14 protein-coding genes are annotated in these 21,150 nt (G+C 42.3%); 7 read left to right on the top strand and 7 right to left on the bottom strand.

Annotated features, from left to right (window positions below):
- Positions 1 to 15: 15 nt before the first annotated feature.
- Positions 16 to 684 carry a DUF4159 domain-containing protein gene (locus QA601_15500; protein ID MDG5816502.1) on the bottom strand — a complete coding sequence of 223 codons (669 nt, stop codon included), beginning with the start codon at positions 682 to 684 and terminating at the stop codon, positions 16 to 18.
- Positions 685 to 963: 279 nt separating this feature from the next.
- Between QA601_15500 and QA601_15495 the strand changes: the two genes are divergently transcribed.
- Both QA601_15495 and QA601_15490 read left to right on the top strand, forming a co-directional pair.
- The gene (locus tag QA601_15495) at positions 964 to 2,793 is read left to right on the top strand and encodes a protein kinase (protein MDG5816501.1); all 1,830 of its coding nucleotides are present in this window, start codon (positions 964 to 966) and stop codon (positions 2,791 to 2,793) included.
- A gap of 648 nt (positions 2,794 to 3,441) precedes the next feature.
- On the top strand, positions 3,442 to 4,398 hold the full coding sequence (locus QA601_15490) for a transposase (protein ID MDG5816500.1): 957 nt from the start codon (positions 3,442 to 3,444) through the stop codon (positions 4,396 to 4,398).
- Positions 4,399 to 4,700: 302 nt separating this feature from the next.
- Here the strand turns inward: QA601_15490 and queC are convergent, their stop codons facing one another.
- From queC to QA601_15475, 3 genes are read right to left on the bottom strand one after another with little or no spacing between them, the layout of a single operon-like run.
- The gene (queC, locus tag QA601_15485) at positions 4,701 to 5,381 is read right to left on the bottom strand and encodes a 7-cyano-7-deazaguanine synthase QueC (protein MDG5816499.1); all 681 of its coding nucleotides are present in this window, start codon (positions 5,379 to 5,381) and stop codon (positions 4,701 to 4,703) included.
- Positions 5,378 to 6,016: a radical SAM protein gene (locus QA601_15480; GenBank protein MDG5816498.1), complete on the bottom strand. Its 639-nt coding sequence runs from the start codon at positions 6,014 to 6,016 to the stop codon at positions 5,378 to 5,380. The genes queC and QA601_15480 overlap by 4 nt, the downstream gene beginning before the upstream one ends.
- Positions 6,013 to 6,384, bottom strand: coding sequence for a 6-carboxytetrahydropterin synthase (locus QA601_15475; GenBank protein MDG5816497.1), 372 nt, complete (start codon positions 6,382 to 6,384; stop codon positions 6,013 to 6,015). Before QA601_15475 ends, QA601_15480 begins: the two co-directional genes overlap by 4 nt.
- Positions 6,385 to 6,561: 177 nt before the next feature.
- On the opposite strand from QA601_15475, the gene QA601_15470 reads away from it, so the two are divergent.
- Together QA601_15470 and sppA are read left to right on the top strand one after the other, a co-directional pair.
- Positions 6,562 to 7,335: an ABC transporter permease gene (locus tag QA601_15470; GenBank protein ID MDG5816496.1), complete on the top strand. Its 774-nt coding sequence runs from the start codon at positions 6,562 to 6,564 to the stop codon at positions 7,333 to 7,335.
- Positions 7,336 to 8,302: 967 nt separating this feature from the next.
- On the top strand, positions 8,303 to 9,979 hold the full coding sequence (gene sppA, locus QA601_15465; protein ID MDG5816495.1) for a signal peptide peptidase SppA: 1,677 nt from the start codon (positions 8,303 to 8,305) through the stop codon (positions 9,977 to 9,979).
- Positions 9,980 to 10,172: 193 nt separating this feature from the next.
- Here sppA and QA601_15460 read toward each other — a convergent pair whose 3' ends face one another.
- Positions 10,173 to 11,693: a family 16 glycosylhydrolase gene (locus QA601_15460; GenBank protein MDG5816494.1), complete on the bottom strand. Its 1,521-nt coding sequence runs from the start codon at positions 11,691 to 11,693 to the stop codon at positions 10,173 to 10,175.
- A 386-nt stretch (positions 11,694 to 12,079) separates the two neighbouring features.
- Entirely contained in the window at positions 12,080 to 15,280 is a 3,201-nt protein-coding gene (locus QA601_15455) for an ATP-binding protein (GenBank protein MDG5816493.1), read from the bottom strand.
- Positions 15,281 to 15,654: 374 nt separating this feature from the next.
- Between QA601_15455 and QA601_15450 the strand changes: the two genes are divergently transcribed.
- Entirely contained in the window at positions 15,655 to 16,434 is a 780-nt protein-coding gene (locus QA601_15450) for a hypothetical protein (protein ID MDG5816492.1), read from the top strand.
- 277 nt (positions 16,435 to 16,711) lie between these two features.
- Positions 16,712 to 18,529, top strand: coding sequence for an excinuclease ABC subunit UvrC (gene uvrC / locus QA601_15445; GenBank protein ID MDG5816491.1), 1,818 nt, complete (start codon positions 16,712 to 16,714; stop codon positions 18,527 to 18,529).
- Positions 18,530 to 18,582: 53 nt separating this feature from the next.
- Here uvrC and QA601_15440 read toward each other — a convergent pair whose 3' ends face one another.
- The gene (locus tag QA601_15440) at positions 18,583 to 19,026 is read right to left on the bottom strand and encodes a hypothetical protein (protein ID MDG5816490.1); all 444 of its coding nucleotides are present in this window, start codon (positions 19,024 to 19,026) and stop codon (positions 18,583 to 18,585) included.
- 186 nt (positions 19,027 to 19,212) lie between these two features.
- Here QA601_15440 and murA point away from each other — a divergent pair, with 186 nt between their 5' ends.
- Positions 19,213 to 20,532, top strand: a complete 1,320-nt coding sequence (gene murA, locus QA601_15435; GenBank protein ID MDG5816489.1) for a UDP-N-acetylglucosamine 1-carboxyvinyltransferase — start codon at positions 19,213 to 19,215, stop codon at positions 20,530 to 20,532.
- The last annotated feature ends 618 nt before the right edge of the window (positions 20,533 to 21,150 follow it).

Here is a 21,150-nt window from a genome sequence, read left to right as displayed (position 1 = left end):
TCCGTCAGGCTTTCTTTAGTGGGGGTCAAAATACCAGTATAAGACATTAACGCCCATTCTCAAGGCCAGCTCATGGCGTTTTTCACCTACATTGTGCACATGCAGATCCTCCATACCATTTCCAATGTCAGTGCTATATGTGTAAAAAAGGATCATTCTACCTTCAAAAAACACCCCATAGCCCTGAGCCGGTTCTCCATCGTGTTCATGAATTTTAGGTAACCCATCCAGTTCATAAAAGCTTGTGTATATTGGGTGGTCATTGGGTATTTTGACCAACGGGTTTTCAGGAAAAAGAGCGGCAATCTCACGTCTGAATGACTTATCCATACCATAATTATCATCTGCCCACAAAAATCCCCCACCAAGCAGGTATTTGCGAAGTCTGATTTTCTCTTCCGGGGTAAAACGAACTTCCCCATGCCCTGTCATGAAAATGAAGGGGAAATTGAAAAACTCCGGGTCATTGATCTCCGCAACCGCCCCGGTGTCACATATGGGCATATCAGTGCGGCTTTTAGCTGCATTGATCAGATTTGGAATCATTGAGGGACCGGTGTACCAGTCGCCCCCACCCCCGTATTTAAGCCGTGCAACAGTAAGCTGGCACTGTTGAGCATACGTTACAGAGATCAAGATCCCGCAAAATATCAGGGTAAAGAGAGTTTTAATTGTTTTGTTCATAACACCGGTTAAATAAATGGTTAACACAACAAGGCAAATATACAATCAGAACTGAAGTATATGCACCCGATATCCGTATGAGTATTCATTATCCACCTTACCCCACAATATACATTGCTTACTACCGTTTGCTCAGGTCATTTCTAAACTCAACTAACGTATTTAAATTAAATGTATTAAGCTGTTTTAAACGATAGAATTAATCAGCGGTTTTATAAAAATCGAATTCTGTGCTCGGTAATGTAGCAAAAAAATTATGCTCTTATCTATTTTTAAATCATGGAAAAGAATAATTCAGAAAGAGCAAAAGATATTCCTCCCAAACAGTTTGGACGCTACAAAGTCCTTAAACTCCTTGGGGAAGGTGCAATGGGGCGGGTGTATCTCTCTGAAGACCCGATTCTCAAACGCCGTCTTGCGATAAAAGTAATTGCAATTAATAATGACCTTCACCAAAGTATGCATAAGGAGTATCTTGAGCGTTTTAAGATTGAAGCTCAGTCCTGTGCCATACTTAATCATCCTTCTATTGTAACTGTTTATGATGCCGGAGAGGAATCGGGGTTGCCCTGGATCGCTTTTGAATATGTTGAAGGAGAAAGCCTTGAAGAGTTGCTCAGGCGCCAAAAGCGACTTAGGACCCAACAGTGTACAGAGATAGCAAAGGACATTGTCAGTGCAATGATCCATGCACATAAACATAACATCATTCATCGAGATATTAAGCCTGCCAACATTTTAATCGATGATAAGACGGGGATCGCAAAGTTGTCCGATTTTGGGATGATTAAATCCCCCAGCTCTACTCTCACGCAGGATGGCTCCACAGTGGGATCACCGGGCTATATGTCTCCTGAGCAGATAGATGGAACCACTATAGACTGTTATTCGGATATTTTTTCATTTGGTATTGTTCTTTACGAGATGCTTACAGGTGAGCACCCTTTTATAAGAGAGTCTATTCCTGCAACGTTTTACGCGACATTAAACTGTAATTATAAACCACTATCAGAAATTGTAGAAGATGTGCCCCCTTTTCTAAACAACATAGTCACCGGCACACTCTTTTCAGCAAAAAAGAAACGGCTAAGTACAGTTGAAATAAAACACCTTCTTGAAACAAAAAACGATTGCCGGGATAATAACAATTCCAGGAGCAATAAGCTTGGTGAACTGAAAAAATTTTTACACCCCGGGTTTTTAACAGATACTGTGAAATGTTATCTTAAGTCAACATCGTTTAAACAACTAAAAACCGACTTGTTTGGCTATTTGAAAACTGCAAAGAGTAACTGTACCCCTATCCTAAAAGATTTCACTAACCGAATATGCGGCTTTTCTTGGAAAGATACAGACAAGCACCAGCTTACCATCTTTTCCTATTGCCTATCTGGTCTTATTATTCTTCTACTTGTAGTGTTTGGGATTTCTACTATCGCTAAAAGTTCAAAAGAACGAGGGGCTATTCTCAGTGCAGCTGAAGAAAAGGGCTATGAAGTGCGAAGTCCTGCCTGTTTGATAGATACAAGCAGGGCACTACTATCAACAGGAAGATTATCTGAAGCGCGAAAAGTTTTATCTATAGTAAAAAACTGTTCAAACAACGGCCTCAAGGCACAGGTGCTGAAAGGTCGGGTTGCTCTTATAGCAGGTGACTATGGGGAAGCCAGTGCAGTGTTCTCCGAGCTTGAACAAAGCGAGGCTGGGATAAGTTCCATAATCGAAGAGCATGCTTTTTTAATGGAAGATTTTTCTAAATTGATGAAAGAGCAACTTTCTTCAGTACTCATAGAACTTGCAGCACATTCCCTTCGCCTATCGCAACACCCCCGGATGCATCAGTGGACCGAAGATCATCACTATTGGGTGAGGTGGAATGCAGTACGAATACTTCAGAACGCCGGAGAGCGGGTGGACCTTGTACCGGTTTACATTCTTGACCTTACACATTCAGCCAGCCACCGTACCCGTGTACAGGCGGTAGAGCGGCTTGGTGAGTTTGGTGATCCCCGGGCGATTCCTGCGCTTCAAGCGATGTCGGGTCGACGTGGTAGTGGGGCTCGTGTAGCGCAGCGTGTGTTGCGTGAGGAGTTTGGTGTTGAGGATTAGGGGGGGGGCGGAGGTGATTTTTACAAAATACTATAGCCTCGCTCTGGATCTCGCTAGTTCCCCGGAGATGAATTAACAATATTTTATGCCCCAAAATTCATTTCAGGCCCCAGAGATGATTTTTAAACTAAAGCTTTCTTGAAACTATCGTAAGTGGATGTAAGTTTTTTAGTAGTTTTGGGGATCATTGATGGAGTAGTTGGGCTTTGTTACCCGGAGGTGATTTTCTCACTGTAGACTATTCCAATTATTTGTGAGGTTTTCTTTAATGCTAAATTGTGGTAAACTAATCAGTAACGCACCGTTGAAGCACTAAGTTTTTTGATAAAATACACCTTTACTAGGAACTTCTTACAGGCTCTTTTTTTTACTGAAATACTATAGCTTCGCCTGGATCTCGTTAGTTCCCCGGAGATGAATTAACAATAATTTATGCCCCAAAATTCATCTCCGGAATCTTGAACAACACACTGTACTGTATTCGACTTTGATAGAACATTGAATTCTATTGTTTCTTTCACTTTTTTACAAAAGCACCAATTCAGCTTAATTTCATCTCCGGGGATACAGAGGGAACACTATTTGCTAAAACTTTATGCATCCTTAAACTCCACTCCCTAACCTTCTTGTAAAAAAGGATAAATATTTGTGAGTACTAAACCAAGAATCATAGTCTCGCAAGTTCATTATCAGGTCCGATCCGATGTTATTAGTGGGGTAAGATTGTTCCCCGATAAAGAATCTAAGTTGTTTTTTCAAAAAGAATTAACCCGTTTGCTGAAAGCATGTGGTTATAAATGCCTTAGTTGGTCGTTTTCTGATGACCACTATCATCTAATTATTAAAACAAGCGATGTACCTATTTCCGGGTTTATGCGAACCCTCAATTCAGTTTACGCCAAATACTTAAATAAAAAACTCAAAAGAAAAGGTCGCGTTTTTGCAAAAAGAATCTCATCTGCAATAATTGATGACAAAGTAGCTTTAAAAGAAGTAATTCGCCATGTACATCTTAATCCGGTCCGTAACGGATTTTGCAGTATAAGCGAGTTAGATAGGTGTGAAGAGAGTGGGCACTCTGCTGTTATAAAAAGGTGTTTAAATAAATTTCAAGATATAAAAGGCATTTTAAACCTTTTTGGTAACTGTAATCAAATATTTTTGTACCAGAATTATATAAAGGCTGATCTTACTCATTGTATCCATTATAATAACATTATTGATCGCCTCAGGAAAGCCAATCGTATCGGGCAGCATTTCTTAAGCAAAGAGATAGGTATTATAGGAGAAGCTTGTTTTACCTCATCTATCATTTTAAAAGATAATCATAGGCGTGAAATAAAAAACTTGAACAAAATTCTTACAATCCCTTTAAATGTACTTCACCAGGAAATTAGCCACTTTCTTAACATGAATATGAATGACCTTTTTAAGCGTGGAAATAAAAGCATGAAATCGTATTTACGAACATTGTTTGCTTCTATAGGAGTTGCACACCTTGATTATTCGTTGGCTGATTTGGCCGAATATCTTAAGGTAACTGATTCTGCTGTATCCAGAATGGTTTCAAGAGGATGTGGGTTAGCAAAATCTTTTCTGCATTAACGGGGGTTACTTAAAAGCAAAGGGTCTAATTATCCTTAATTTTATATTTGAAGTCTAAACTTCAATCGTTTGTTTAATTAAATACATTAGCCATGTTGGCGGCAGTCGCTCTAGTGTTATACTGCGGAGCATTTCATATCATGCAAAAAAGAAGTCGTTCTCTCTTTTAATCTTTCCCACCTTCTTTCCAAATGCTCTCTTTTTCTAAAAATTTAAACTAACTAGTTTCAGGAGGTATTTTCGTGTAATTAGTTTGACTTTAAAGATAATTTCAAGTGTATATAAGTCATCTCCGGGGGCCACTATCTGTTTTTATACTTAGTAGGGTCGCCAATACCAGCTTTCTCAAAACCATCCCTGCGAATTCTGCAACTATCACACTCACCACAGGCTAAACCATTTTCATCAGGATCATAGCAGCTATGTGTCAGGGAGTAATCCATGCCAAGGTTTATACCTCTTTTTATTATTTCTGATTTTTTTAAGTCTATTAGTGGGGTATGGATCGTTACTTTCTGACCCTCAATAGCAGCTTTTGTTGCCAGATTAGCCATTTTTTGATACGCATCAATGAATTCTGGTCTGCAATCCGGATATCCGGAATAATCAACCGCATTTACCCCAATAAAGATATCCCGGCAATTAAGCACCTCTGCCCAACCAAGAGCAAATGAGAGAAATATGGTGTTTCGGGCTGGTACGTAAGTCGCAGGGATGTTTTCATCATTGGAACGATTTTTTGGTACTTCTTTATCTGTCGTTAGAGCGCTACCTCCAAATGAAGCCAGATCTATAGTAACAATGTGATGCTGAGCAACAGCTACAAAATCCGCAATTTTTTTAGCTGCATCTAACTCGACACTATGGCGCTGCCCGTAAGCAAAGCTTAAGGCAAAAAGGTCATAGTGTTGATCTTTAGCAACAATTGCACAGGTAGCACTATCTAAACCTCCACTGAGTAAAAGAACTGCCTTTTTTTTCAAACACCCCTCCTGTCACCCCAAATAATTTTATGCAACTGAATGTTTAGTCTTACATCTTCATTTCTCTCAATTATGAATTCTGCAAGTTCCCTTAAGTTTCCCTTTGCCCCTACAGGGGAAATGTTAACAGGGCATCGGGATATCAGATCATATTTTCTGATAAATTCAAAAGCCCAGCGGGCATCATTCAGATCTGATATCACAAACTTGCACTCATCAGAGTCCACCAGAAGGTCTATGTTGCTTTTCAAAAAACGTGAAGCCATCCCACTTCCGGGACATTTTATATCCACAATCCTTCTTACTCCTGAAGGAAGTACTCCTATATCCCTACTCCCGTTCGTCTCAAGAAGTACTGTGTATCCTTGGTTTAGCAGCTTTTCACAAAGTTCGGGGGTTTGGTTTTGCAATAGAGGTTCACCGCCTGTGATTTCTACCAGCGATACTTGATGCTTCCCCAGTTCCTTAATAATTGAATCTACGCTTTTTCTCTGACCCATTTCAGTCTGGGTATATGATGTGTCACACCAGGTGCAGGAAAGATTACAACCCTTCAAACGTACAAAGGAGCACAATTTGCCAGCAAAGGTAGACTCCCCCTGTATGCTTTTAAATATTTCTGATATTTCAATCATTTGAAGTAAGCTGCAAGGTTTCCTGGTGTCTCGTGAACCTCAACTCTGGCCACAGAGCCACTGTGATCGACCAGTGCCTTTTCCAGTTTTTCAAAAATATACCGGGCAAGGTTTTCAGAGGAGGGATTAAGTCCGTCTTCACCACCTAAAACTAAATTAAGGTCTTTGTGATCAAACTCTTCTAAGATATCCTTCAATTTTCCCTTAAGAATCTTAAAATCGATTCCAATACCGTTTTTTTGCAGCTCAGAGCAACGATATGTAGCCCTGACCAACCAATTGTGACCATGGATGTTTTCGCACGGTCCGCTATAATCTCTTAGCCTGTGAGCTGCAGAAAAATGGCTTTCTGTAGTTATTTCGTACATCGTTTACCTTTCTTTATTTCGGTTTGACTGTAAAATACTACCTGTAATTACAATGCACATAGATGATTGTTTCCAAAGTTCGTTGCAGTATCTCAAAATTCAGAATAAAATAGTAAGGGTGCCAAATGATATTTTTCTTTAAAATAGTACTATACCGATAGAGTAAGGATTGAGGAATTGATAAAATATTTAGACAGGCTTGCTGAAGTAACCGGTAAAAATTTCCGGGAATCTATACTCTTTTTGGGTCGCATTTTCACTTTTTTGCTTAAAAGTTTGTGCCGAAGACCACATTTTGGTAAAATAAGAGACCAAATGTTTGAATTGGGGGTCTGCTCGTTTCCTTTGATACTACTGGTAAGTGTGTTTTCGGGCTTTATCGCTACGCTGACCTATTCTGAAATAACCGCCAGATTTCATGCCACCCCTATTCTTATGGGCAGAATGGTAGGGACTACCATCTTTATTGAAATAGGCCCGGCTCTTGTAGGATTGATTCTTTCTGCCAGAGTTGCTGCAAGAATCGCAGCTCAGCTTGGTTCAATGAAGGTATCAGAGCAACTTGATGCTATGGTATGCCTCTCACTGGACCCTTATAGGTATGTTATTCAGCCCAGGATAATTGCATGTTTCATTATGGCACCGACCTTTTATGTTTTTAGCTCAGTTTTAGCCGTAATTGCAGCACAGATACTCTCAACTGTGCTCTACGGACTCGCTCCCATTGCTTTTTATAATGGTATGAGGAATGGTTTCTCTGTGCAGACTATCTCAACCGGCTTTGTAAAAGTAATTACCTTTACCACTATAAATGCCCTTATAGGATGTTTTTTCGGTTTCTCTGTGAAGGGTGGGGCCCAAAATATCGGTCGGGCAACGCGAAACGCCGTTGTTGCATCAAGTGTGCTGATCCTGGTTGCAAATCTTATTATATCGAGCCTGTTTTTGTGATTTCAACACCTCGCCTTCTTTCACTATGTTGTGTAGAGGTTTTAACCTTGTAATAAAGAAAAATGGTTTTGTTCTATTTGCCCCGGAGATGAATTTTAGAGCAAAAATCATCTCCGGGGCTCGGGAAAGCAAAGATTTCTAACCTTCATTTTCTTCCATAAACACAGAGCATCACCGGCACCATGTTGGATTGCTTGTAGTTTAATGAATACAATAGTTGATTAGAAACGGAAGTCTATAACTTTTTAATCTCAAACCTCATTCTTTCTACAGACTATAAAAACTTCAGCTTGAAGTTCATCTATAAAACCACTCAACTCTCTTCGTAATCGATTTGTGCCCAAAAATACCAAATCAATTACCCTGTAAGCAGATCAGGGAGGTAACTAATCGTTTCATATTCTCCTGACCCCGGAGGTGAATTTGTTAGATGTGGGTACCAAAAATCATCTCCGGGGAGAACTATCTGGAAACCTCTTTTCCCCAATAACTAAAAACACTACCTAAAAAAAGTAGCCCAAAGTCACCTCCGGGGAACTCTGTTACCACCTTCACCCACCCCTATAGAACCAAACCGGACCAATAGAAAAATTACATGGGCTACAGAAAACAGTATATTTCAGCAAATGTTGCCTTGACTATCTCCCCCTGAAATGAATCGGGATAGTCATTTTCACCTCCGGGGCAACCCCTCCCTTCACAAAAAAATCTTCCCCCATACCACCAGCACATTCACTCTAAAAACAATCCTGCCACTTTCCTGATTCTCCATAACTCTCACCAGTACCCTGGCGTTTAATGCACGCAAACTGCCTTTGGGTCCACACTCATTCCTGTACATAAAAAGATCTTATCTTCAGGCTGCTTATATTATATTGATTCAAGGGCTTGTCCTCGTTATTTATTATTACTTAACTTTCGAATTCAATCTTTGCTAAAGACAAACACAAACAATGGGTACTCTAAAATGAAAACAATTACAATTGAATTAAAGGGACAATACTCAGAGATCGGCCCACAGGTTAAGGGAATCGATCTTTCCGCTACCAAACGTTTTCGTTTAGACAGATTTTTTGAATTAATTGAGTTAACCATTAAGAATCGTTCAATAAAGAAGGTTCTTATCCATAGAAGAGAAGGGTTTGCGGTACCTGCGTTTGGTGGAGTGGAAGAGATTTATTTAGGGCTCAAACGACTTAAAGATGCCGGTAAGGAACTTTTCTACTACGCACCGGAATATGAAATGGTAGACTGTGTTCTTGGCTCAATCGCTACCCAACGCATTATCCATCCTCTCGGCCAGGTTTCTTTTTTTGGAATAGGATTTACTTCTCTCTTTTTCAAAAAACTGCTTGATAAGCACTCCATTGATGTAGAAGTAATACGACGTGGTAAGTATAAGAGCGCAGCAGATACAGTACGATGTGACGAGTATGACCAGTACGCAAGAAAACAGTATCAAACCTTGGCTGATGGCGTTGTAGAAATAATGCGTGATACGGTAACCGGATCTTCTGAATCCGCTTACACCCAAAGTTTGCTCGATGAGATGCTATCCGGGGAAAAAGTGTTCACTGCTTCAGAAGCCGTAAAGCAGGGGTTAGTTGATCAGCTACGTACTGTTGACGATCTTAGCAATGAGTGGCAAAAGGAAAAAATCAAGAAGGTTGCTATAAAAAAATACAAAGGGCAGTTTGGGTCAGGTGCAAAAATTGCCGTTCTTGTGTTTGAAGGAATGATTATTGATGGTGAAAACCGTCGACATCCGCTCTTTGGACAAGCTATTGGTGATAAATCGATGATCAGTTCAATAAGAGCACTTGGAAAGAATCGCAAAATTAAGGCTGTGGTGTTCAGAATTAATAGTGGTGGTGGTTCTGCAATTGCAAGTGAAAACATCCTTAGGGAACTTATAGCCCTGAATGATAAAAAACCTGTAGTTATCTCTATGGGACCGGTTGCGGGAAGTGGCGGGTACTGGATATCCACAACAGGACGTCGGCTTTTTGCTCTTCCATCAACAGTTACCGGTTCTATTGGGGTTCTTTCACTCTATTTTAATTTTGCTGAAGTGCTTCGTAAACATGGTATCACAGCAGACAGTGTAAAGAGTGGTGATTTGGCCGACTTTGCTTCTGCTCTTCGTCCACTTAGCGAAACAGAGTATAACAACATTGATCACATAACCGGACATCTCTATGAAGAATTTATTGAACGTGTAGCTAAGGCCAGAAACCTGTCTATAAAACGAGTTGATGAGCTTGGGGAGGGGCAGGTTTTTCTTGGAAAAGATGCAGATGAAATGGATTTAGTTGATGACTTAGGTGGGTTATACGATGCCATTGATTACGCAAAGGAGCTTATACGGACGAAAAAGGCAACGATTGTTTTTAAACCAAAAGTAAAAATTCCCTTTTTAATGAAATTGCTGAGTGCAAAACAGTCCGGCGCTGCTTTTTATGATGGAATAAAGGGAACCGATACGTTGCACAACAGTATGGCAAATATCAGCCAACCATTAACTCCTATATCTTTAGTTAAAGCATGTCTCTCTCTGCATGGTAAAACGCTCTTTATCGACCCGTTTTTACAATCCTTTTTGGAAAAACGGGATACTGATGTTTTTAACAGGGATGATAGCTGAAAAGGTTGGAAATGATCTGATAGGAGATTTTTTCTGCAGCTCAGGAACCAACCTTCTTGTGGTAGATCAAAATGCTAAAAATGCTCTACTCCGCACTTTGCCAGGGCTTGTGGTAGTAACCCTTTTCACGTGTTTAGCATCCGGAAAAGTTACATACGCAACAAGTTTTCCCCACTTCCCTTCTATCCCACCTCTATCTCTCAAGCACAAACCTCCTCCTCTCAACACCCCTCGCTGTTCTTAAACTAGCAATATAACTACCCCGGGGCAAACTGCTGAGATCAAGAGTGGTTCTGCCTCTTACCTTGTATTCCATAACCTGTCTTCCCTTTAAATCATTTATGCTTACTGAGATATCATCCGCAGCAGACTCACTACCGGGGACAATTTCGAGAATATTGTTGCGCTGAATGATAGCGGGTGTGGTTCCAATAGATTTAGACTGCAGGGGTTTCTGTGCTACTGAAGTACTCAGTTCTTCATCACTTGTTACAACTCTCCAGTTCTGATTCCACTCCCATGAGCTGTTCCAGTCCTGAATCACCCTGCCATCACCATCAACTCGCAGGTAGTGATTACTGTGCTGCATCCTGATACGCACAACCGTGCCGGTGAAGTCTGGCTGGGGTTCAAGCAGTGCCCTCTGATGTTCACCACCATTCCATCCCCAGAGCCCGGCCTCTGCACCTGCGCTTGTCGACTCGCCTGGTATGTCGAGCACCTGGTCTCCGAAAATAAGACGATAAGAGTTCCCCCCGAGGGATTGCATCTCAATGAATGCTGATGAATCGGTGCAGTCCCCCACAACGAGTCTGTTATCATCGGGAACCATACAGCCACCCTCTGCCAGAGAGTAGAGCCTGATTGTCGTGGGCAGTGCCTCTTTTCTCTGCCATACTCGTATCCATTCACTTTCAAACCAGGCCGGGTTATCTTCAGTAACTTCGATTTCATTGCCGGCCCAGCCACCGATGGCAAGGTTGATAAGTATATACTGTTCTTCCAATTGAGAGATCTCCCGGGGTCTGTGAAATGACGCTATCATCTGATCATCAAAATAGAAATTCATGTTGTGTTCATCCCACTCTACACCGTAGTTGTAAAAGTCCGCGGATTTATCCGGGCCACGGTGAACTCCTCCAAAAGAGCGTTCATGGTCCCAGTGGTGACGATTATGCTCCTCAAAGTAGTCAAGGTCGGTGTAATGGAGATAGTAGTGATGATCCCTTCTGTCATGAGGGATCTCAAGTATATCGATCTCTGGTGGCCATCCATCCTGAAGGGTCCAAAAGGCAGGCCATGTACCTCTTTGGGGCGGGGCTTTAAAACGTCCCTCGAGGTACCCGTACTTAAAGGAAAACTTATTTCTTGTATCGATTGCCCCTGAAGTGTAATTCATTGTAAAGGTCTCACCGCCGTGAGTGTGAGTTTCGGGGGCATCAGGATGCCTCCGCGCTTCACCCTTTATCCTGAGTGTACCATCTTCGACTATCACGTTTTCCGCATCGCAGTAGGCGCGGTGATTATGCATGTTGCCCCAGTTATAGGTAGGATTCCATTTACTAAGATCAAGTGAATTGCCCTCAAAGGTATCCTCAAATACAAGCTCCCACCCTTCAAGGGTTGGCGGAGGTGCACTGTGTACGCTAAGAAACAAAACCATAATCACAAACAGCAATTTATCCGTAACTTTAGCCCTTGAGTCGAACCCCATGTATCCTCCCATCATTAATTTTACTTACAAGTGTAATATAAGCTTTAATCTAAGCTCCTAAAAAACATAACTGATGATTATTCCTTAAAAGTGTTGAATTAATGAATAGATCTATGAGAGGTTACCCAAATGATACCCCTGAGCAGCAGATAAATCTTACAAGCAAATTGTTAGTGAATGTATGTTTGCCGTCGATTTTGGAGCCTGAAACTGCAAGATGATAGCAGCGATTATAGGGGAAAAAAATTGGTATAAGAGGATAGACCTAAAACTCCCTTGTTAGATGGAGACTAAAACAAAGAGTTCCAAAGATCAGATTTACAAGGAAAGTGCAGCATGATCCCTTGGACTTGGGGCAGAAAAACAACATTAACTATCAACGTCGATTAGCCTGCTTTCCAACATTTTCTCAAATACCTGTTAAACACCTCAGAAAGTTCCGATATCCTAAATGGCTTGGGAATACTTGCGGTAAAACCATAAGCATTTGGGTCTGCCATCACGGGATCGTCTGCATATCCACTGAAAACAAAAGCGGGCACCTCTTTGTCTTCTTCACGGATCTTTTTTATTGCCTCTTTTCCGCCCATTGCTCCTGGTATGGTTAAATCGAGAATGGCTGCTGTGAACGGGATTTCTTCAACTTTTGCTTTCATAAAGAGCTCGACAGCCTCTTTCCCGTCCTTTGCACAGATAGTACGATACCCTATGGCCTCAACCATAGCACTGATACTTTTTCGTAAAATCTCCTCATCATCCATTATCAGTATCAGACCTTTTCCCTTGTGCCTGGCAGAATCTTTTTTTGCCTCTTTGTGCTCCTGATTTTCTGATGCGGGTAGTATGATATGAAAAGTAGTACCCTCATTGGGTTTTGATTCCACATCCATCGCCCCTTCATGTCTGCTGATAATTGAGTAACAGGTAGAAAGTCCTAACCCATGACCTTTGGGTTTATCACTGAAAAAGGGGTCATAGATTCTGTTCAGTTTCTCCGGTTCGATTCCGATACCATGGTCCTTTATGGAGAGTAAAACATATCTGCCACCCTTCAAATACGGATGTTGCTTTTCGTTTAAGATATGGTTTTTGGCGGTTATTTCAATCTCTCCGCCTTCGGGCATAGCCTGCAGTGCATTGATAAGAATATTATCAATAACCTGCGCGATTTGAGATTTATCCATAAAGCAGGCGTAGAGATCTTCAGAATAGGTGTACTTGCAAACCACCTTCGATCCGCTTAGAACAAAGTTTATGCATTCACTGATTACTGTGCTAAGCCTGGCAGAGGTTTTTACCGGAGCGCCTCCTTTAGCAAATGTAAGAAGTTGATTACTAAGTCCGCGCGCTTTGGTTATGGTATCAAGGGCAGTTTTTAAATAGCTGCCTGCCTGTTCCTTTTCACTTTCACTGGCCAGATCAATATAACCATATATTCCTGTAAGCATATTATTAAAATCATGTGCTATTCCTCCCGCGAGAACAGATAACGACTGAAGGCGCTGGTTTAACTGGGTTGCTTCGATAAGCTTTTCTTTCTCGGTAACATCACGAAACACAAGCACTACTCCTGTCACCCCCTCCTCTTCTTTAATTGGAGCCCCAATCAGCTCTGTCAGACGTTCCTTTCCATCCTTTGACTTGAGCAGTAAGCATTTTTTCGGTTCGTATACTTTGCCGTTTGATAAGACCATGCTTACTGGACTGCTGCTTAAGACAGTAGAGTTTAGACCGTCATAACTTAAAACAGTTTCTATGGGTTTTTCATACGCTTCCTTAAATGTCCATCCGCTTAGCGTTTCGGCCACACTATTTATCATTGTTATCTTGCCAAAGATATCTGTAGTAATTACCCCCTCTCCAATAGAGAGTAAGGTTGCATTGAGTTTTGCTTCACTTTTTTTAAGAGCAACGGTTCTTCTATCAACCTGCCGTTTTAGTTTATCACGTTTGTTTGCTGTTGTATTTACCAGGGCAATAACACTTAGCGATATCAGTGACATTAATAACCCAACTAACCACCCGGATCTGGCAGGATACATTTTACTGAAACTAAGCCCGGGCAAGACTTCCACCGCGAACACCTTTCCAAATAGTAACACTGGCCGCACCGCCGAAAAGTTTCGCCTGAATATGTCACTGCCACTGCTAAACGGCTGGCTTACCAGGCGCTTCGACGAATACGCAAGGAGATCTGGCGTTGTGGAATCTACCTGCCATAGTCTTACATCGATTACAGAACTATCCCCTCTTAATCCTGATCCTACTGTGTTTCTGAGCAGTTTTTGCGGTTCAATTACAGCTGTAGCAAAGCCCCGGAGTTTCAAAGGATTGTTTATATCCCTTACTGCTCTGTAGAGAATAATGCCCTTTGTACTATCCTCACCCGTTATGAGTACTACGGGATCACTCGCAGAGACAAGGTCAGTAGTATAGGCTGTTTTTATTCCCTTTTTTCTGTTTTTTTCCGAACTATGATCAAACCCTAACAGTATATCGTTTTTTTCAGAAGGTTCCCTGTGAACGACAGGATAGTAATAGTGATAAAACTCTGTGTCCTTTATTGGGTCATTGTTTTCTTTCCAAATTTCTATGCCGGTTAACTGCTCAAAGCCGCTCTCTTCAGCCTTTTTAACAGCCTCTATCCAGGCCCAGCCATGAACGTGGTCAATACCAACAAGGTGTTTTGTATAGAGAGAAAAATCTTCTTTTTGAATGTGTTGATTGGACCTTATTAAATTTGTCAGCCCCCCAAGCTCTTCATCACGTAAACTCTCCAATGCCCGTATAATATTTGCGTTCTCTGTATCAGCCAGCATCGAAAGATTACTCTTTAGGGTATTTAGTTCTATGATATGAACTTTCCAGGAAACCATAAGTGTTAGACTTAGCGCACATACACCTGTAATAAAGGTCTCTTTTCGGATAGTTACCTTTTTGATAAACCTGCTGTTAAGAAGGATTTTAAACGCCAGCAGTACCAAAAGGAAAATAACTGTGGTTATTAACGGTACCTTGACTGCTTTTGCAGCCATGAATCTGCACTCATTTACTTCTATGCCAATTCCTAAATACGCAACCGGATTGTTTTCATAACCCTCTTTTACCGGTGAAAAAGTATAGATCATACCGGAGTAACTGATAAATCTCTTTTCGGCATCAATGGCTTCACTCAAATGAGCGCTGATATCAGGATAAAGCTTATCTTCTGTTATCCACCCCTCAAGCTCTGAACTGGAGTGCAGTAAGAAATGGGGCTCCGTTTTTTTATTTCGGCCCACTAAAAAAACCGTGCTGCCTTGGGGATACATTTTATTTAATCGCTGAAACTGGGCTTTTAGTCTGGGATAGTATGCATCCGAACTATCCGCTCTTTGACCTGTAAGAGCGGACACGTGCTCTACATTTAAACTCCTGGCAATTACCTGGGAATGGTACTTCAGATCCTCTCGTAACTGCTTAACCTCTGTTATACCTATCAAAGCAGAAAAGGATAACCCTGCAATTAGCATAATAACCATCGACAGATCTATCCAGAAAAAGGGGGTCTTGTGTTTTCTTTTCAAAACTGTTTTCTCTTTAGACACGGTAGTTTTCCTTGAACAGAGAGGGCTTTTCCAATTATCGATACAATTTTTCGATCAGAAAAAGCCGTGGGTTTCCTTTGACTAAATTTATTGATAATACATCCAAAATAGTTCAAGTGTGACATATAATTCAGCTATTTACAATCTAATTTGAACCATATCCTTACCCAAAAAATTGCGGAAGTATGGTTCTAACAGCCAGTTTAAGTTAGGCCGGAAAAGCCCTGCCATTAGGACTGGCGATGACCATAGGTAGGAAAGACAAGTAGAATGGTTTTTTCCACAATCCATTCTGTTTTGCCGCGCTGGCATGCCCTATGCACGGGAATATCGTGTAGTTCAAAATAAGGCATATACCTGTATAAAGGTTTATAGTGTACACACTTAACCGTTTTTTAATCAGCATGAAAACCATAAACAGCTATCTCTTGTTGGGAGTCGTTTTTTTAGGAATACTATCCGCTCAGGGGCAAGAACCCGGTTACCGAAGAGTTTTCAGGCTAAATCCATCCAAAAACCAAAACTTTGCAGTGTCCGGTCAGCTCCTCTGGCATTCTCGCTATGTTTCAGAAGGTGTTAACAACCTGCCCGGCTCTTCTCTTCTGGCCTCTGAACTTCAGTTGAGCATACGAGACTTTGGTGCAGGAGTATGGTGGGGCAAAGGATTACAGGAGCGGTACAATGAACTCAACTTTTTCGCCTTCTATGAATTTGAGCTGCGACCAATTGAATTTGTGCTGGGGGTAGAAATAAGCACACAGCCCTCTCCCGGTGGTCCTGCTACAGCCGAACTGTTTGCGGAAATGGCACACCAGCCTATTCCCGCCATAAACTTGTTTCTGATCGCGCTCTATGACTTTATAGAAGAACAGGGCGGCTACATAGAAACCGGTGCGGAGATTCCGTTAAGTTTTGCTGAGGTACGTCTCAATATTACCCCTTACAGCTTGATATCACTGGATTTAGGCTATATGTCAGAGCCTCGCACTCCGGCCCTTAATCATTTTCAGTTTGGGGCTATAGCTGAGCTCTTAATCACCGATAATATACTGTTTCTCACCAACTTAAACCAATCAATTGCCCTGACGAATCTGCGCGATGAAGGCCTGGGTGATCAGTGGTGGATTGAAACAGGGGTGGGGTTTGAGTTTTAATGCCACCGAACAGTCTCTTTTTAATCACTGATGTAACCCAAGCATAAGACCGCTGACTCCTTTTAAGCGGCACACCTATGATTTCTACCCATCTCTCCGGAAAACAACATCCCCAACAGATTACCATTTACCCCTTCCAAACTGATCTCTTTTTGGGCACCAAAGGGTACTTCTATATATTTTTCTTTCTTTTCTCAGTTTTGATTTTTTTGTACAGGTGCATGTAGAAAGTGATTTAAGTTGAAGTTTTTCAACACTTTATCCGTAATTTAAGACTATGAACGAAAAAAGATTACACTCACTGTTAGAGCAGATAAGCCGTTTTCCTGAAAATCCGGGCGTTTACCTGATGAAGGATGAATCGGATGCTCCTATTTATATAGGAAAGGCGGTAAATCTTAAAAGCCGCGTGCGATCCTACTTTTTTGATGCTCATGAAGAGCGGGCCCATATCCCCGTGATGCTTCAAAAGCTTCATCACATAGACTGGATAGCCACAAACAATGAAACAGAAGCCCTTATCCTTGAAGCTAACCTGATACGAAAGGTAAAACCACGCTACAACGTGGATCTAAGGGATGATAAACACTTCCCCTACCTGAAAGTGACCACCTATGAGCCCTTTCCACGCCTGCTCATCGTAAGGAAAGTTGTACGGGATGGCTCAGTGTATTTTGGCCCCTATACCGATGTGCGCGCTATGAGAAGAACGGCCGATTATGCCAGAAAAATCTTCAGAATCAGAAACTGTAATAAATCCCTGCCTCTGCAAAAACCAGTACGCCCATGTATAAATTATTCAATGAAACGATGCTCGGGCCCATGTGGAGAAAAAATTTCTCGGGTAGAGTACAGGGAAGCTATAAATGATTTGATCCGGTTCCTTAAAGGACGCCGCAGCGATCTGATCAGGGAGCTTGAAGAGAAGATGGCTAAAGCATCTGAACACCTTGAGTTTGAAAAAGCTGCCGGGTTCCGTGATCAGATTCAGCTCATAAAGGATGCGTCACGGCTTCAGCAGGTCGATCTTAAACTCTCGGATACAGACTGCGATGTGTTCGGTATCGCCCATGGTGACAGGGTGATGTGCCTTGCTGTTCTGAATTTTCGGGGTGGACTGCTTATGGCAAACCGCCACTTTCTGTTTAAAAAAACAGTGTGGGATTTCTCTGAAGCCAACCATGACTACACCATCCTTCAGTTTTATACCATGGAAGGCCAGCAGATCCCCAAAGAGGTCCTGATCCCCCCCGACGAAAGTTTCAGCCCCGCTATTCTCCAACGCTGGTTCGATGAGCAGGGTGATACCAAAACAGAAGTCATTGCCCCGCAACGAGGTGTAAAAAAACAGCTCATTGCAATGGCAGAGAGAAACGCCAAGTTGTATCTGGCTCAAAAAACCCCGCCAAGTGCTATGGAAGACATTAAAGATCTTCAAAAGGTTCTTGCTCTGCCCTATTTGCCAGAAACCATAGAAGCCTTTGATATATCGAACCTTGGCGAGTCGTTTACCGTCGCCGGAATGGTCCAGTTTAAGGATGGAATGCCAAACAAATCGGGCTACAGGCGCTACAAAATTAAAACTGTTGAAGGGCAGAATGATTTTGCCATGATGATGGAAGTGGTAGGCCGACGCCTTAAGAGATTAAAGGAGGAGGGTAAGGCATTTCCTGACCTGCTTTTAATCGATGGCGGAAAGGGACAGCTTCATTCTGCTATGCAAGCCCTGAAAGACTTTGATAATCCACCACTTATAGCATCTTTGGCCAAACAGGAAGAGATACTTTTTTCGCCGTGCATTGAAGGGGAGATCAGATTACCACCCACCCATCCGGCAAGAAAACTGGTGCAGCGCATACGAGATGAAGTGCATCGCTATGCTATCACCTATCACAGAAAAATCAGAGGAAAACAGTTCTTCTCTTCATCACTGGAAAATCTGCCCGCTATAGGTAAGAAAAAGGCGACCCTGCTTCTCAAGCACTTTGGCTCTGTAAAAAGAATAAAGGAAGCGGAAGTAGCTGAAATAGCCAAAGTTGAAGGGTTTTCCGAAAAATCGGCACAGCAGCTCAAAAACAATTTAAGTCAGTTGTGACGGTTATCATCATAGCTGATAACCGTCTTGGTATTTTCCGTTTTTACAGCGCCTTAGAAGGTAAACCGTGCTCCGACTCCACCATTTAAGGTGAATCCGGTTTCAGGGATAATCTCCACTATGGGCGCAATTTCAGCAAACAGGCTAACTGGAATATCATCAAAGAGATAGGACAGTCCAAACGGGAAACGTGCCCCTATAGCAAAATCATCCCGTAAAAACGTTACCGCCCCTGCACCCACATAGAGTGGGATAACCCCTTCATCCATATCGATAAAGGAGTAGTGGTAGAGGATATCTGCATACAATTCAAAGCTTGCATCCGAGAACGACCAGGATGCCCCCGCATCAAAGGCGGTTCGTTCCCCTGCCCAGTATTTACCGCTCAAACCCGTTGGTTGCCCAAGAATTACACCGATTTCGTAGGTTGGTTGCTGAGCCTTGATCGAAAGACTTACCGCCAGTATAAAGATCAAGGATAAAAGTATTCTTTTCATGCTTCTGTTCTCCCTTGAAAAATCTTTACCAGTGATTACTACCTATCTGTTTAAGAAAAGCAATTCAAGTACCTGAGATGGTTATTTTTTTTCACCCAAGTTTTATAATTGAGTCCTGACCCAATTATAAGCTATTTTTGAAACACTAACGCCGAAACATTCATACTCAAGAGGAGTTTTTTTTAAATGAGTTCTTTTCTGGTTGAGGGTAAAGCAAAACTGTCGGGAAGTATCAGTGTAACTGGTAATAAAAACGAGGCATTACCGCTCATTGCGGCAGCGCTTCTTTGCAGCGAAGAGGTGGAGCTTGAAAACGTTCCTGAGATTGGTGATGTCAGAAAGATGCTCAAGATCGCCTCGGTACTGGGAGCTCAGGTTGGTACGCTTGAAAACAACAAAGTAACTATAAAAGCCGCTACTTTAAAGGATTCCAATCTTCCTGTGGATCTTTCAACCGCTATTCGGGCATCAGTTCTTTTTGCCTCTTCCCTTTTGGTGCGAACCGGCCGCGCGGTTATAACCGAACCTGGCGGTGACCTTATCGGTAGACGGCGCCTGGACACGCATTTTCTTGTATTTAAAGCACTTGGGGCGCGCCTTGAAGTTCAGCACACCCTCTCATCGGACATCACCCGGGAGACCACTTTTATATTGGAAGCACCGGAAGGGGGGCTTAAAGGTGCAGATATCTACCTCGATGAAGCTTCGGTTACTGCAACAGAAAACGCACTGATCGCAGCGGCGGGGGCGAAGGGAACAACCGTTATCGCCAACGCAGCATCAGAGCCCCACGTTCAGGGACTGTGCAAATTTCTGCAAAGTATGGGAGTACAAATCGAGGGAGTGGGCTCCAATATCCTTACGGTTCATGGAGTTACCTCCTTTTGCTCATCAAAGCACCGCACTGGCGCCGATTATATCGAAGCGGGGTCCTTTATCGGTTTAGCTGCTGCAACCGGTTCGAGTCTTACTATCACCGATATCGATCCTTCCGTGATGCGTATGGTTCTGTTTCAGTTCGAAAGAATCGGGGTCAATGTAATTATGGACAGGAAAAAAAAGTCTCTTCATGTGCCACAAAACCAACACCTTACGATTAGAAAAGATCTGGGCGGCGCCATACCGCATATTGAAGACAGCCCCTGGCCGGGCTTTCCCTCTGATCTTATGTCTATTCTTTTGGTTACCGCGATTCAGTCTGAAGGGACGTGCCTGATTCATGAAAAGATGTTTGAATCCAGGCTCTTTTTTGTGGATAAACTTATCAGCATGGGCGCATCGATTGTGCTTTGCGATCCTCACCGGGCGGTGATTGTGGGAAAAACCCAGCTTTACGGTGCCACGTTTTCTTCTCCCGATATCCGGGCTGGCATGGCACTGCTTATTGCGGCAATGGCAGCTGATGGTAAGAGCCTTATCCACAACATCGAACAGATCGACCGGGGGTATCAGCAGATCGATACACGTCTTAACGCTCTTGGGGCAAAAATTAAAAGGATCGATTAGTTTACCTCCGAGCTCCGGGTAAAATCTACTGGGTCCCCGGGGTTAGTTTTGGGGGCTTTAACAGAGAATAGGAAAAGTGATATCCATTCATTTCTTTAATTCCACATTCCAAATTCTCACACTCAAAATTCTTATATGGGTCGCCCGAGGCGAAGGTGGCCACCCCCCAGCCAGGTTTGGTGGCAAGTGAGAGGTTCCTCACGGGGGCGCCATGAAGCTTGCTTGCCACGTGTAAGCGTGCAGGGGTTGGTTTCCTGTGGGATCTAATCTCCTGCAAATGACTCTACCTTTCATTAATAATCTAAAATCAGACAAATACTTGCATTTTATAGTATTGAGGTTTGTTTAACAAAAAGCTCAAGCATCACTCTATGTTGTAAGAATCTTACCTAAAAATTCCTGTGAAAACTCTACGGTGAATATCCTTCTCCCTGTAACTTTCCTACGCTTTCTTTAAGTACTGCATAAACAACGGCTTACATGGTTTCAGTAAGCACTGTTTGCGCATCATGCCCTGTTTTATGAAGAACATGCCCTGTTTTATGAGGAACATGCCCTGTTTTATGAGGAACATGCTCTGTTTTATGAGGAACATGCTCTGTTTTATGAGGAACATGC

It is taken from the genome of Chitinispirillales bacterium ANBcel5, assembly GCA_029688955.1.
GTDB classification, from domain to species: domain Bacteria; phylum Fibrobacterota; class Chitinivibrionia; order Chitinivibrionales; family Chitinispirillaceae; genus Cellulosispirillum; species Cellulosispirillum alkaliphilum.
The sequence above is the reverse complement of the archived record's forward strand: the minus strand, read 5'-3'. Positions and strand labels throughout refer to the sequence as shown.